The following is a 14,678-nucleotide window of genomic DNA, read 5'->3' as shown; positions in this document are numbered from 1 at the left end:
AATTTCAAATTGTGCAGCTACCGCTCGAATAGAATAACCTTCCTCAAGCTTAGCTAAAATTTTACGTCTAAAATGTTCTGAATAACTCATTACACCATTGTATTGGTTTTATACTGATTTGACTATAGCTTAACGTACTTTTGCGCTGAATATTGGCGTTGCCTCGGTCTGGTCGAAACGCGCATTTAGTTTGAATGTCCATAAAAAAACCACCCAAACGGGTGGTTTTTTCGTCGTTGAACGCGAACCGGATTAACGGTTGATGTCGCGTTGAACTTCGCCAGTGTAAAGCTGACGAGGACGACCGATCTTGTAAGGACCGCTGTGCATTTCTAACCAGTGGCTGATCCAACCAACTGTACGTGCAAGCGCGAAGATCACAGTAAACATTTCTGTCGGAATACCAATCGCTTTCAGGATGATACCAGAGTAGAAGTCTACGTTTGGATACAGGTTACGCTTGATGAAGTATTCGTCAGAAAGCGCGATACGCTCAAGTTCCATTGCTAACGCTAATTGTGGATCGTTGATACCTAATGCACCAAGAACTTCGTCGCAAGTCTCTTTCATTACTTTCGCGCGTGGGTCGAAGTTTTTGTAAACACGGTGACCGAAGCCCATCAGTTTAACTTCTTTAGTCTTCACTTTTTCCATGAAGCCAGCAACGTTTTCTACAGTGCCGATTTCATCCAGCATCTTAAGAACTGCTTCGTTCGCACCACCGTGCGCAGGACCCCAAAGTGCAGAGATACCCGCAGCGATACAAGCATAAGGGTTAGCACCGGTAGAACCCGCTAAACGTACTGTAGACGTAGACGCGTTTTGCTCGTGGTCAGCGTGAAGAGTGAAGATACGGTCCATTGCTTTGGCAAGAATCGGGTTCACTTTGTAGTCACGGTCTGCAGGCGTAGCAAACATCATGTACAGGAAGTTTTCAGCGTAGCTTAAGTCGTTACGTGGGTAAACGAATGGTTGACCCACAGTGTACTTGTAGCTCCAAGCCGCTAAAGTAGGAATCTTCGCGATTAAACGGATCGCAGTGATTTCACGGTGGTTAACATCTTCGATGTCCAGGTTGTTGTGATAGAACGCAGATAATGCACCCACAACACCAACCATGATCGCCATAGGATGCGCATCACGACGGAAACCGTTATAGAAGCGGCTAACTTGGTCGTGAACCATGGTGTGGTTACGAACTTTCGCGTCAAATTCTTCTTTTTGCTCAGCTGTTGGAAGCTCGCCGTTTAATAACAGGTAGCAAGTTTCCAGGTAATCAGCTTTAGTCGCCAATTGATCAATCGGGTAACCGCGGTGTAACAGAACACCTTTGTTACCGTCAATGAATGTGATCTTAGATTCACAAGAAGCTGTCGCCATAAAACCAGGATCAAAAGTAAAGTGACCTGCAGCCAACACATCCTTAACGTCAATTACATCTGGGCCCAATGTGCCGCTGTAAATTGGTAATTCAATTTCTTTGCCATCAAGCTGTAAAACGGCTTTCTTGCCAGTTGCTTCAGACATTCAATAGATCTCCTGTCCTGGTGAATGTTGATCTGACTCGTAGTATCAATCTTTTAATGCGCGAATCAGACGGATCGAAAATTTGCTATAAGATTAGTGTGTACTGAAATTTTGTCAATTATACTTATGGATAAAAAGTGACGCTGACACAGCAGCTTAGTCAAAAAATATTCGTATGAAAAACTGAGTAAAATCACAGCACCGACGCGCTATAATAAGTCAAATTCCCGGACAGGTGCAGAAAAAAATAATAGGAATGCTTTAATTGTAAGCAATTTTTTAGCGTTAAAAGCTCTTGAAAAGCCAGGCTGCTGGAATTTTAAGCTTTCCGAAATGTATCTGTTTTTCATAACTTAGCTGGGCTTTGCCGGTTCTGCTGCTGCTTTGTTATTCATAAATAAAAGCGCTAAGTCTGTCATTTTTTTAGGTTTAACTGGTTAAAAAATAGCTGATTAAATCAGCCATTCAGCCAGTTAACTTGTTCTGATGCGCTGAAATTGCAAGTAAAGTCAGAGCAATCTGTCAGCTTTTGCAAGACTCAAAATCCAAATGCCGGCCTGAAGCGGGAAGCACGGGCAGGGCGCTGAAAATATTTCATGTTGTTTGCCTGATAGCAAATATTCAAGGAAAAAATATTCAGGCACCCAAAGATAAAGTGAAAAGATTCAACAATATAGTGTCTAGACATTTACTGTGCTGCTTTAGTCTAAATATTTCAGTCCGGTGAAAATTGCAATTATAGCTAAAACCAATAGCAGAAATATAAAATAAATTAATAAAAAACAGTGAGATGATGCCTTAAAGATGTATCCGGTTGATGTGTTTCATAAATTACCTATTTGTTAATGATTCTTATTTAAGGGTTTTTTGTTCAAAAAGCCCAGTGCGGTTGTTTGTATTTTAATAGTTGACGTTTTATAATTCAGTGTCGTTTTGAATATAGGCATTCGAATGCCTAGCAATGCCAGCTTTCCTTCGAATTAATTCCAACAAACTCCGGATGGAGTTTTTACTTACAGGATGCCCGCTGTGAAAAGCAACAGACCTGTCAATTTGTCCATGGGTCAAGTTTTATCAGTAAACTTAAAATCACCTGTGGCTATTGCATCAATTTTACACCGTCTTTCAGGTGTCATCGTATTTTTACTCGTACCGGTACTTCTTTGGTTATTAGACAAGTCTTTGTCTTCGCCAGAAGGTTTTGCAGAAGTACAGGAAATCTTTAACGGTTTCTTTGTCCGCTTTATCGTATGGGTATTTGTAGCCGGATTAATCTATCACTTCATCGCTGGTGTCAAGCATTTACTTGCTGACCTTGGTGTTGCAGAGGAACTGCAAAGTGGTCGTGTTGCAGCTACTATCGCATTAGTCTTGTCTGCGATTGGTATTCTCGCAGCCTTTGTATGGATTGTTCTCTAATGAAAAGTGCTACAGGTTTAACGGGTTCAGGTTCTCGCGACTGGTTTATCCAACGCGTAAGTGCTGTTGTTCTTGCTGTTTATACCGTTGTGGTATTTGGTTGGATTCTGCTGAATGGCGGATTTAACTTTGAACAGTGGTACGGCTTTATGATGACATTACCAATGAAGATTTTATCTTTATTGGCAGTCTTATCTCTTGTTGCACACGCATGGATTGGTATGTGGCAGGTATTCACAGATTACGTGACTACTCGTCAGATGGGTCCTTCAGCTTCAGGTTTACGCCTAGTGCTGACTTCAGCAGTGATTATTGCTGTTTTTGCATATGCAATCTGGGCAATCCAGATTTTCTGGGCGAATTGATAGGAAGATATCATGGGCGCGATTAACCCTAAAGAAGATTATTCAAACATTCCACACCAATTTTTTGACGCAGTCATCGTTGGTGGTGGTGGTTCAGGTATGCGTGCATCTTACCAACTTGCTCAAGCGGGTTTGAAAGTTGCAGTACTGACCAAAGTATTCCCAACACGTTCGCACACGGTTGCGGCGCAAGGTGGTATTGGTGCATCTCTTGGTAACATGCAAGAAGATAACTGGCACTACCACTTCTATGACACGGTTAAAGGTTCTGACTGGTTAGGCGACCAAGACGCGATCGAATTCATGACGCGTGAAGCGCCACAAGTGGTTTATGAATTAGAACACTTGGGTATGCCATTTGACCGTAACGCAGACGGTACAATTTACCAGCGTCCATTCGGTGGTCACTCTGCAAACTACGGTGAAAAAGCTGTGCCACGTGCATGTGCTGCTGCTGACCGTACAGGCCACGCGCTGCTTCACACGCTTTATCAAAGCAACGTGAAAATGGGGACTCAATTTTTCGTTGAATGGATTGCACTTGACTTAATCCGTAACGAAGCAGGCGACGTACTGGGTGTAACTGCAATTGACCAGGAAACAGGTAAAATTGCGGTATTCCAAGCTAAAGCGACGCTATTCGCTACTGGTGGTGCAGGTCGTGTTTACCGCGCCTCTACTAACGCGTATATCAACACGGGTGACGGTCTTGGTATGGCTGCTCGTGCAGGTATTCCATTACAGGATATGGAATTCTGGCAATTCCACCCAACAGGTGTTGCGGGCGCAGGCGTATTGTTAACGGAAGGCTGTCGTGGTGAGGGTGGTATCCTTCGTAACGATTCTGGCGAACCGTTCATGGAACGTTATGCTCCAACTTTAAAAGACTTGGCGCCACGTGACTTCGTATCACGTTCTATGGACCAGGAAATTAAAGAAGGCCGTGGTTGTGGTCCGAACAAAGACTACATCTTGCTGGATATGACGCACCTGGGTGCTGACACGATCATGAAACGTCTGCCATCTGTATTCGAGATTGGCAAGAAATTCGCGAACGTTGACTGTACTAAAGAGCCAATTCCGGTTGTACCAACAATCCATTACCAAATGGGTGGTATTCCGACCAACATTCATGGTCAGGTTGTTGTTCCAGAATCTCGTGAAACGACTCCACTGGTTGCCAACTACGACAAAGACACTGACACATATTCTACAAATGCAGAAGGCCGTGACTTTGCGAAACCTGTAAAAGGTTTCTATGCAATTGGTGAATGTTCATGTGTATCTGTACACGGTGCAAACCGTTTAGGTACTAACTCACTGCTTGACCTGGTGGTATTTGGTAAAGCGGCTGGTCAACATATCATTGAGTATGTAACTAAACAGCACGATGGCGAGTACGAACCACTACCTACAACTGTACTTGAAAACACGCTGAACCGTATTCGTAAACTTGACGAATCAACTTCAGGTGAAAACGCTCAAGAAGTTGCGGATGCAATTCGTAACATCGTTCAGGATCACGCAGGTGTATTCCGTACTTCAGCATTGCTTGAAGAAGGTGTGAAACAGATTCTTGCGCTTGAACCACGTGTTCGCAATATCCACCTGAAAGACAAATCTAAAGTCTTTAACACTGCACGTGTAGAAGCATTAGAAGTTGAAAACCTATACGAAGTCGCAAAAGCAACCTTGATTTCTGCTGCTGCGCGTAAAGAGTGTCGTGGTGCGCACACTGTTGTAGACTTTGAATTACCACCAGATCACCCGACTTATTCTTATGGTCGTCGTGATGATGAGTGGATGAAGCACACTCTGTGGTTCTCTGCAGACAACCGTCTTGAGTACAAACCAGTACGTTACAAGCCGCTTTCTGTTGCAGCTATTCCACCTAAACCACGTACATTCTAATCAGGAGAAACAAGATGAGTAGAGGTACTCGTACATTTCATATCTACCGCTATGATCCTGATAAGGATAAAGCACCGTACATGCAAACATTCAAGCTGGAATTGACTGATAAGCATCGTATGTTGCTTGACGCACTTTTGGCGTTGAAAGTACAAGACGAAACTTTAACGTTCCGTCGTTCTTGCCGCGAAGGTATTTGTGGTTCTGATGGTGTAAACATCAATGGTAAAAACGGTTTGGCGTGTCTTTGGAACCTGAACGATTTACCAAATGAAATCACCATTCGTCCATTACCAGGTCTGCCAGTGATCAAAGACCTAGTTGTTGATATGAATCAGTTCTACGACCAGTACAACAAGATTCAGCCATTCTTGATCAACAACCAGCCTGCGCCACCAAAAGAGCGTTTACAGTCTCAGGAAGACCGTGAGCACCTGGATGGCCTGTATGAATGTATTTTATGTGCATGCTGTTCAACTTCATGCCCATCATTCTGGTGGAACCCGGACAAATTCCTGGGTCCTTCAGCGCTGTTGAATGCTTACCGCTTCATCATCGATTCACGTGATACTGCAACTCAAGAGCGTCTGGCGCGTCTTGACGACCCGTTCTCGCTGTTCCGTTGTAAAGGCATCATGAACTGTGTGTCAGTTTGTCCGAAAGGTCTGAACCCAACCAAAGCAATCGGTCACATCCGTAACATGCTTCTGGATACTGCAGGTTAATCTGAACGCCAGTTTGGTGAACTCAAAAAAGCACATCTCCGGATGTGCTTTTTTTATGCTGCTTTATTGAACACTTGAGTGGGGTTGGTCTGATGAGATGCATTGCTGCATACAAACTGGGTATGAAAAGTGCAGGTGAATAGTTTTAAATCAATCCTCTACAAAAGTGTAATAGAGTGATGGTATTTTGTTTTAATACGCCCAGAAATGGGGCATGAGACTGCAAAAAGTGGTGCAAGATGTTATTATATAACGCAAGTTGAAGAGGGCAGATTGAAAGATGTGCTCTCTTTTGTTTTATGGAATAAAGAAGCCGTTGGACTTTGGTCTTAATTGCTTCTAATTATTAAATAAAGCACCATATGTTAGAGCAAAATATGTTTCTTGTATTTCGCCAATTTATAGGAGGTATACGTCAAAAAAATCAATTGAGAGTTGGAGATCATGTTACGATTAATAAACTTCTATATTTAAAAATTGAGGTTGAATTTATGTACATTTTTTCAACATTTAAAGAGATGTAGAAAGCCAGAAATTAGAGTAAACCTATTTAGAAAAGCTAATTTGCCGAATTAATTTTTCTAAGTCGATTTGCAAAAAAATTGCTCGGTTTTGGCCGAGTATAAAATGAGTGATGATGCCAATCAGGGCGTTATGATTCATTATTCACATTGGGTAGTCCTAATGTAGTGATAACGCCTCATGACAGTTGTCGAATGGGGACGAATGTCATGTTACCAATTTGACATTATCAATCATGGGTTTTGCTTAAAAAGCATCCTGAAAAATGTTTTTGCAATAGGAAATGGGTCCACAAATGCAAGAAGTTGCTGACGCTCTGCGTCTTGACACTGAACTTTCCGCTGATAGTGCAGCGTATATTGAAGAACTTTATGAGCAGTATTTAACGTCTCCAGAGTCAGTTGGTGAAGACTGGAGAGTGTACTTCGATAAATTCCCAAAAGGTGATCAACCTCATAGCAATGTACGTGAGCAATTCCTTTTATTGGGTCGCAACTCAAATCGTATTCAGTCTGTGGCTCAAAGCGCGGTAAGCTCTGAGCATGAACGTCGTCAAATAGGCGTCCTGCAACTGATCGCAGCGTATCGTAATCGTGGTCACCAAAAAGCAAAATTAGATCCGCTAGGTTTGGCAAAACGCGAAGAAGTGCCAGATCTTGATCTTGCTGCGCACGGTTTAACCAAATCTGATTTAGATACCGTATTCAACACAGGCAACCTGGCGATTGGTAAAACAGATACCACGCTGGGCGAAATGGTTGAAGCGATGGAAGCAACTTACTGCGGTTCAATTGGTGCAGAGTACATGCACATTGTTGACACCAAAGAGAAACGCTGGATTCAACAGCGCCTTGAAAGTGCTCGTGGTCAGTATGGCTTCAATGCAGAACAGAAAAAACACTTCCTTGAGCGTTTAACTGCCGCTGAAGGTCTGGAAAAATATTTAGGTAATAAATACGTTGGTGCAAAACGCTTTGGTGTGGAAGGTGGTGAATCTTTCATTCCAATGGTTAACGAACTAATTCAACGGGCCGGTGCGGTTGGTTGTAAAGAAGTCGTGATTGGTATGCCACACCGTGGCCGTCTGAACTTGCTGGTTAACATCATGGGTAAAAACCCGGCTGACCTGTTTGGCGAGTTCGAAGGTAAATCTTTACACAAGAAAGGTTCGGGTGACGTTAAGTACCACCAAGGTTTCTCATCTAACGTAATGACCCCAGGTGGCGAAGTTCACTTGGCATTGGCGTTTAACCCGTCGCACCTTGAAATTGTTGGACCTGTGGTTGAAGGTTCGGTACGTGCCCGTCAAGTACGTCGTAAAGACATTGGTGGTGATGACGTATTGCCATTAATCGTACACGGTGATGCTGCATTTGCAGGTCAGGGCGTGAACCAGGAAACTTTCCAGATGTCACAAACACGCGGTTATACCGTGGGTGGTACTGTGCACATCGTAATTAACAACCAGGTTGGTTTCACTACCTCTGATCCACGTGATGCGCGTTCTACAGAATACTGTACCGACATCGCGAAAATGGTTCAGGCGCCAGTATTCCACGTGAATGCTGATGATCCTGAAGCGGTAATCTTCGTAACGCAATTGGCACACGACTTCCGTCATACTTTCCGTAAAGACGTAGTGATTGACCTGTTCTGTTACCGTCGTCGTGGTCACAACGAAGCGGATGAGCCATCTGCAACCCAGCCACTGATGTATCAGGTGATCAACAAGAAAGCCACTACACGTACTTTGTATGCAGACCAACTAGTACAACAGGGCGTATTAGATCGCGCTGCTGCAGACCAAATGGTTGAAGACTACCGTGCCGATCTTGAAGCAGGTAATCACGTTGCCAATGCGCTGGTTCTTGAACCGAACAAGAAAATGTTTGTGGACTGGACGCCGTACCTGGGCCATGAATACACTGACGAATGGGATACCACTTTCCCGGCTGAGCGCTTAAAAGAGCTTGGTGAAGGCATGCGTAAACTTCCAGAAGGTTTCGTGATGCAGCGTCAGGTGTCTAAAGTGATTGACGAACGTCTGAAAATGCAGACCGGCGAAATGCCGCTGAACTGGGGTGCTGCTGAAACTCTAGCCTATGCAACACTGCTGGATCAGGGGTACTTGGTACGTATTACTGGTGAAGACGTAGGTCGTGGTACCTTCTCGCACCGTCATGCCAAACTGCATAACCAGGTTGATGGCGAAACTTATATTCCATTGTGCCATGTGAAAGAAAACCAGCCGCGTTTTGCTTTATATGACTCGCTATTGTCTGAAATGGCGGTACTGGCATTTGAATATGGTTATGCGACCACGATTCCACACGGTCTGATCATTTGGGAAGCACAATTTGGTGACTTCGCTAACTGTGCGCAAGTGGTGATTGACCAGTTCATCGCCTCTGGTGAAACCAAGTGGGAACGTGTATGTGGTTTAACCATGTTGCTGCCACACGGCTTTGAAGGTCAAGGTCCGGAACACTCATCTGCACGTTTAGAACGTTTCTTACAGCTGTGTGCTGAAGACAACATGCAAGTGATTACCCCGACTACACCAGCACAGATTTTCCACGCTTTACGTCGTCAGGCAATTCGTCCAATCCGTAAGCCAATGATTGTGATGTCACCGAAATCATTGCTGCGTCACAAGCTGGCAACTTCATCTCTTGATGAGCTAGCAACTGGTACCTTCCAGACCGTGATTGACGAAATCGACAGCAACATCAACAAGGCCGACGTGACCCGTCTGGTACTTTGTGGTGGTAAAGTGTATTACGACCTGCTTGAAAAACGTCGTGAAAAAGAATTGAACAACACGGCAATTGTTCGTATTGAACAGTTGTATCCATACCCAGAACAACGCATTGCGGAAATTCTTGAAGCTTATCCAAACGTGAAAGAACTGGTTTGGACTCAGGAAGAACCGAAGAACCAAGGTGCTTGGTTGTTCATCGCGCCGCGTCTATATGATGACGTGATGAAAGCTGGTAAACAGGTTCGTATCAGCTTTGCTGGTCGTGAGGCTTCTGCCGCTCCAGCGTGTGGTTCACCATATTTGCATGCAAAACAACAAGCTCAGCTCATCAATGACGCGCTTGCGATCGTAGCTGAATAACAGGAGATTCGAAGTAATGGCAACCGAAATTAAAGCACCGGTATTTCCAGAGTCAGTTGCAGATGGAACAATCGCGACTTGGCACAAACAACCAGGTGAAGCAGTATCACGTGATGAAGTGATCTGTGACATCGAAACTGACAAAGTTGTTCTGGAAGTTGTAGCTCCTGCAGACGGTACGATTGCTCAAATCATTAAAAATGAAGGTGATACTGTACTTTCAAATGAAGTGATTGCACAGTTTGAAGAAGGTGCTGTATCTGGCGCTGCGCAAACTCAAGCAGTTCAGTCTGAAGAGAAAGTTGAACAGGCGGCTGCGAAAACTGAAGCAGGTGCAGCACCTGTAGTTGAGCGTGCTCAACCTGTTGCGGACCAGGCACCAGCGGTGCGTAAAGCATTGACTGAAACCGGTATCAACGCTGCTGACGTACAAGGTACAGGCCGTGGCGGTCGCATCACCAAAGAAGATGTGGCAAACCATCAGGCGAAACCAGCGGCTGCGCCTTTAACTGCAGCAGTAGGCGAGCGTATCGAGAAACGTGTTCCTATGACGCGTTTACGTAAGCGTGTAGCTGAACGTTTACTTGCAGCGACTCAAGAAACTGCAATGTTGACGACGTTCAACGAAGTGAACATGAAACCAATCATGGAAATGCGTAAGCAATATAAAGACGCATTTGAAAAACGCCACGGTGCGCGTCTTGGCTTCATGTCATTCTTCGTAAAAGCTGCGACTGAAGCGCTAAAACGCTACCCAGCAGTAAACGCATCAATTGATGGCGACGATATCGTTTATCACGGTTACTATGACATCGGTGTAGCTGTATCTTCTGACCGTGGTCTGGTGGTTCCTGTATTACGTGATACAGACCGTATGAACTACGCTGAAGTTGAATCTGGCATTGGCGCTTATGCTGCGAAAGCGCGTGAAGGCAAACTTGCGATTGAAGACATGACTGGCGGTACATTCACCATTACTAACGGTGGTACTTTCGGTTCACTGCTGTCTACGCCAATTCTGAATACACCACAAACTGCTATTCTGGGTATGCACAAAATCCAGGAACGTCCTATGGCAGTCAATGGTCAGGTTGAAATCTTGCCAATGATGTATTTAGCGCTGTCTTATGACCACCGTTTAATCGATGGTAAAGAAGCGGTAGGTTTCCTTGTAACAATCAAAGAATTGTTAGAAGAGCCAGCTAAACTTATCCTTGACTTATAATTTATTAATTAAAAATCTCTCCTAACCCCTCTAAAAAAGAGGGGAAAGGTTCCCCCTTAAGCAAAAGGGGGAATTTAGAGAGATTGATTGGAGATAAAAATGTCTCAACAATTTGATTTAGTTGTTATTGGCGGTGGTCCAGGCGGTTATGAAGCAGCCATTCGTGCGGCTCAGCTTGGTTTTAAAGTGGCATGTATCGAAAAACGCATCCACAAAGGTAAACCATCTTTAGGTGGTACCTGCTTAAACGTGGGCTGTATCCCGTCTAAAGCACTGCTTGATTCTTCACACCGTTATGAAGATACCGTTCATCACCTGGCTGATCATGGTATTACGACAGGTGAAGTAAACTTTGACCTGTCTAAATTACTGGCACGTAAAGACAAGATCGTTGACCAGTTGACTGGCGGTATTGACCAGTTGCTGAAAGGCAATGGCATCGAATGGTTAAAAGGTACTGGTAAATTACTGGCGGGTAAGAAAGTTGAGTTTGTTCCTCACGAAGGTGAAACTCAGGTTCTAGAGCCAAAATATGTAATTCTTGCGTCTGGTTCTGTACCAGTGAACATTCCGGTAGCTCCTGTTGATCAAGACATTATTGTTGATTCTACTGGCGCGCTTGAGTTCCCTGAAGTACCGAAGCGTTTAGGCGTGATTGGTGCCGGCGTGATCGGTCTGGAGCTTGGTTCAGTATGGCGTCGTCTAGGTGCTGAAGTTGTTGTATTTGAAGCAATGGATGCCTTCTTGCCAATGGCGGATAAAGCGCTGGCAAAAGACTACCAGAAACTGCTGACCAAACAGGGTCTGGATATTCGTGTAGGCGCGAAAGTGTCTGGCACTGAAGTCAACGGTCGTGAAGTGACTGTAAAATACACCCAAGGCGGCGAAGAGAAAGAACAGACTTTCGACAAGCTGATCGTGTGTGTGGGTCGTCGTGCGTATGCTGAAGGCTTACTGGCTGATGACTGCGGTATCAAACTGACTGAACGTGGTCTGGTTGAAGTGAACGACTGGTGTGCGACTTCTGTTGAAGGCGTATACGCAATTGGTGACTTGGTACGCGGTCCAATGCTGGCACACAAAGCCATGGAAGAAGGCGTAATGGCAGTTGAACGTATTCACGGTCATGCTGCTCAAGTGAACTATGACACCATCATCTCTGTCATCTATACACACCCTGAAGCGGCGTGGGTAGGTTTAACAGAAGAGCAGGCCAAAGAAAAAGGTCATGAAGTGAAAACCGGTCAATTCGGTTTCGCAGTCAACGGCCGGGCTTTAGCTGCCGGTGAAGGTGCTGGTTTCGTGAAGTTCGTTGCCGATGCTAAAACAGATCGTTTACTGGGTATGCACGTGATTGGGCCTGCAGCGTCTGACATTGTTCACCAAGGTATGATCGCGCTTGAATTTGTATCTTCAGTTGAAGATTTACAATTAATGACATTCGGTCACCCAACCTTCTCTGAGGTGGTGCACGAAGCGGCACTGGCCGTCGATGGACGTGCCATCCACGCGATTCAGCGTAAGCGTAAATAAATAAAAAAAGAGCGGTTTCGACCGCTCTTTTTCATTTGGTGGTTGTTTTTGTTTGAATAATCATCTAAAACTAAAACGATAAAACTGTATAAATGTTAATACTCACGACGATGGATGTTGGAGTTTTAGCGAGTCATAAAAAAACGTGAAAAGTAGTAAAAGGTAAATAAATGAATCTACATGAGTACCAAGCCAAAGCGCTATTAAAAAAATATGGTATGCCGGTGCAGGAAGGTCTGCTTGCAACCAATGCAGATGAAGCAGTACAGGCATTTGAACAGCTCGGTGGCAAATTCGCTGTCATGAAAGCCCAGGTGCATGCGGGTGGCCGTGGTAAGGCGGGCGGTGTGAAAGTGGTGAAATCGGCTGAAGAAGCGGCAGAGTATGCCAATCAGCTGATCGGTACTCGACTGGTCACTTATCAGACCGATGCCAATGGCCAGCCGGTGAACAGTATTCTGGTGGCCCAAGATGTCTATCCGGTAGAACGTGAATTGTATTTGGGTGCCGTGGTGGATCGTTCTAGCCGTCGCGTGACCTTTATGGCCTCAACCGAAGGTGGGGTCGAAATTGAAAAAGTCGCAGAAGAAACCCCAGAAAAAATTATTAAAGTCGAAGTTGATCCACTAGTCGGCTTATTGCCATTTCAGGCACGTGAAGTTGCGTTTGCCCTGAACTTAAAAGATGGACAAATCAACCAGTTTGTCAAAATCATGACTGCGGCGTATCAGGCCTTTATTGAAAATGATTTTGCCCTGTTTGAAATTAACCCGCTGTCTGTACGTGAAAACGGCGAAATTTTATGTGTCGATGCCAAAGTTGGCATTGATTCCAATGCGCTGTACCGTTTGCCGGAAGTGGCGGCGCTGCGTGACAAGAGTCAGGAAAATGAGCGCGAACTGAAAGCCTCTGAGTTCGATCTGAACTATGTAGCGCTAGAAGGTAATATTGGCTGTATGGTCAATGGTGCCGGTCTTGCCATGGCAACCATGGACATCATCAAATTGTATGGTGGTCAACCGGCCAACTTCCTTGATGTCGGTGGCGGTGCAACCAAAGAGCGCGTGATTGAAGCATTTAAAATTATTCTGGCCGACAATTCGGTTCAGGGAGTATTAATCAATATTTTTGGTGGGATTGTACGTTGTGACATGATTGCGGAAGCGATTATTGCAGCAGTTCAGGAAGTCAATGTCAGCGTGCCGGTGGTGGTACGTCTGGAAGGAAACAATGCTGAACTGGGGGCCAAATTACTGGATGAATCTGGCCTGACCTTAATTTCTGCAAATGGCCTGGCCGATGCTGCAGAAAAAATTGTTGCTGCGGTAAAAGCTTAAGGAGATGCATCATGAGCGTATTAGTAAATAAAGACACAAAAGTATTGGTTCAGGGTTTCACTGGTAAAAACGGAACCTTTCATTCGGCTCAGGCGCTGGATTATGGCACGCGTGTTGTCGGCGGTGTAACTCCAGGTAAAGGTGGTCAAACCCATTTAGACCTGCCAGTATTTAACACCATGAAGCAGGCAGTTCGTGAAACTCAGGCCGATGCTTCGGTGATTTATGTACCCGCACCTTTTGTACTGGACTCGATTGTTGAAGCAGTCGATGCTGGTATTGAACTGATTGTGGTAATTACCGAAGGTGTACCAACCCTAGATATGCTAAAAGCCAAACGCTATTTAGAAACCAATGGTAATGGTACACGCTTAATAGGCCCGAACTGTCCGGGTATTATTACCCCGGGCGAATGTAAGATCGGGATTATGCCAGGTCATATTCATCAGCCAGGGAAAATCGGGATTATCTCGCGTTCAGGAACGCTGACCTATGAAGCGGTTGCGCAAACCACCAAATTGGGTCTGGGCCAGTCGACCTGTATCGGCATCGGCGGTGATCCGATTCCGGGCATGAACCAGATTGACTGTCTGAAACTGTTTCAGGACGATCCTCAAACTGAAGCCATTATCATGATTGGTGAGATTGGCGGCACAGCCGAAGAAGAAGCAGCCGAATACATTCAGGCGCATGTGACCAAGCCTGTGGTGGGCTATATTGCCGGTGTAACCGCACCAAAAGGCAAACGCATGGGCCATGCTGGCGCGATTATTTCTGGTGGTAAAGGAACCGCAGAGGAGAAATTTGCTGCCTTTGAACGTGCCGGAATGGCTTATACCCGTAGCCCGGCCGAGCTCGGTTCAACCATGCTGAAAGTATTGCAGGCCAAAGGTTTGGTGTAAAACCTACCTGACTAAAAAACCCCAGTTCTTGGGGTTTTTTATGGCAAAGAACATAGATAATGATGACGCTTCTATTGAGGAAAAAGTAAAG

The 14,678-nt window shown here is 45.0% G+C and carries 10 protein-coding genes and 1 pseudogene; 9 read left to right on the top strand and 2 right to left on the bottom strand.

The genetic code is table 11. The annotated features are described in order from the left end of the window. Both FTU69_RS14695 and gltA read right to left on the bottom strand, forming a co-directional pair. Nucleotides 1-90, bottom strand: a pseudogene (locus FTU69_RS14695) (transposase); the annotation flags it as partial. Between the two features lie 162 nt (nt 91-252). Then, nucleotides 253-1,527: a citrate synthase gene (gene gltA, locus FTU69_RS06365; RefSeq protein ID WP_005176240.1), complete on the bottom strand. Its 1,275-nt coding sequence runs from the start codon at nt 1,525-1,527 to the stop codon at nt 253-255. A 1,020-nt stretch (nt 1,528-2,547) separates the two neighbouring features. Between gltA and sdhC the strand changes: the two genes are divergently transcribed. From sdhC to sucD, 9 genes are all read left to right on the top strand, one after another. Further along, a complete protein-coding gene (sdhC, locus tag FTU69_RS06360) occupies nt 2,548-2,946 on the top strand; it encodes a succinate dehydrogenase, cytochrome b556 subunit (RefSeq protein WP_005176242.1) in 399 nt (132 codons plus the stop codon). Next, nucleotides 2,946-3,311, top strand: a complete 366-nt coding sequence (gene sdhD / locus FTU69_RS06355) for a succinate dehydrogenase, hydrophobic membrane anchor protein (RefSeq protein WP_005176252.1) — start codon at nt 2,946-2,948, stop codon at nt 3,309-3,311. The genes sdhC and sdhD overlap by 1 nt, the downstream gene beginning before the upstream one ends. Nucleotides 3,312-3,323: 12 nt before the next feature. Continuing rightward, nucleotides 3,324-5,222, top strand: a complete 1,899-nt coding sequence (locus tag FTU69_RS06350) for an FAD-binding protein (RefSeq protein WP_005176254.1) — start codon at nt 3,324-3,326, stop codon at nt 5,220-5,222. A 14-nt stretch (nt 5,223-5,236) separates the two neighbouring features. Further along, nucleotides 5,237-5,947 (top strand): succinate dehydrogenase iron-sulfur subunit, encoded by a 711-nt coding sequence (locus tag FTU69_RS06345; RefSeq protein WP_005176256.1) that lies wholly within the window; start codon nt 5,237-5,239, stop codon nt 5,945-5,947. Nucleotides 5,948-6,764: 817 nt separating this feature from the next. Further along, on the top strand, nt 6,765-9,590 hold the full coding sequence (locus FTU69_RS06340; RefSeq protein ID WP_180103627.1) for a 2-oxoglutarate dehydrogenase E1 component: 2,826 nt from the start codon (nt 6,765-6,767) through the stop codon (nt 9,588-9,590). Nucleotides 9,591-9,606: 16 nt separating this feature from the next. Then, on the top strand, nt 9,607-10,815 hold the full coding sequence (gene odhB, locus FTU69_RS06335; protein ID WP_104471741.1) for a 2-oxoglutarate dehydrogenase complex dihydrolipoyllysine-residue succinyltransferase: 1,209 nt from the start codon (nt 9,607-9,609) through the stop codon (nt 10,813-10,815). A gap of 99 nt (nt 10,816-10,914) precedes the next feature. Then, nucleotides 10,915-12,348, top strand: a complete 1,434-nt coding sequence (gene lpdA, locus FTU69_RS06330) for a dihydrolipoyl dehydrogenase (RefSeq protein WP_045796462.1) — start codon at nt 10,915-10,917, stop codon at nt 12,346-12,348. Between the two features lie 170 nt (nt 12,349-12,518). After that, nucleotides 12,519-13,685 (top strand): ADP-forming succinate--CoA ligase subunit beta, encoded by a 1,167-nt coding sequence (gene sucC / locus FTU69_RS06325; protein ID WP_005176263.1) that lies wholly within the window; start codon nt 12,519-12,521, stop codon nt 13,683-13,685. An 11-nt stretch (nt 13,686-13,696) separates the two neighbouring features. Next, nucleotides 13,697-14,587, top strand: a complete 891-nt coding sequence (sucD, locus tag FTU69_RS06320) for a succinate--CoA ligase subunit alpha (protein WP_104471739.1) — start codon at nt 13,697-13,699, stop codon at nt 14,585-14,587. Nucleotides 14,588-14,678 lie beyond the last annotated feature (91 nt).

The sequence above is a fragment of the Acinetobacter sp. YH12134 genome, assembly GCF_013418555.1.
GTDB lineage: Bacteria > Pseudomonadota > Gammaproteobacteria > Pseudomonadales > Moraxellaceae > Acinetobacter > Acinetobacter indicus.
This window is presented reverse-complemented; position numbering and strand designations above follow the sequence as displayed.